The 317-nt window shown below is 35.3% G+C and carries 1 protein-coding gene; it reads left to right on the top strand.

The genetic code is table 11. The features are described 5' to 3' along the window. Positions 1-317 (top strand): hypothetical protein (locus RV14_RS12385; protein ID WP_167359872.1); only part of this gene is annotated, 317 nt, incomplete at both ends.

The raw sequence follows: 317 nt of genomic DNA on the forward strand, positions 1-317 counted from the left end.
TGCAAAACAAGCAACGGAACAAATAAGAAATGATCTCAATGCCCTTTACTTTAGAAATAATGGAAATATTGACAAAACTGGCTTATCAAGTGAAGCTACTCAAAGTGCGTTTGATGCACTTCAACAACGAATCAACGCATTATCAATTGATGTACCTGCAATGAATCAACAAAAACAAGCATTGCAAAAGCAATTAAATGATATGAAAGCCATGTTACAAGAAATTCAATTAAAAGCCTCTTCAGGACAAGTAGTTGCACAATTAGACACTAATCCTAAAGGGACATATATCCGCACCTTTGCAGGAAACGTTTCTG

Origin of the sequence: Enterococcus ratti, assembly GCF_001886195.1 — a bacterium.
Taxonomy (GTDB): Bacteria; Bacillota; Bacilli; order Lactobacillales; family Enterococcaceae; genus Enterococcus_B; species Enterococcus_B ratti.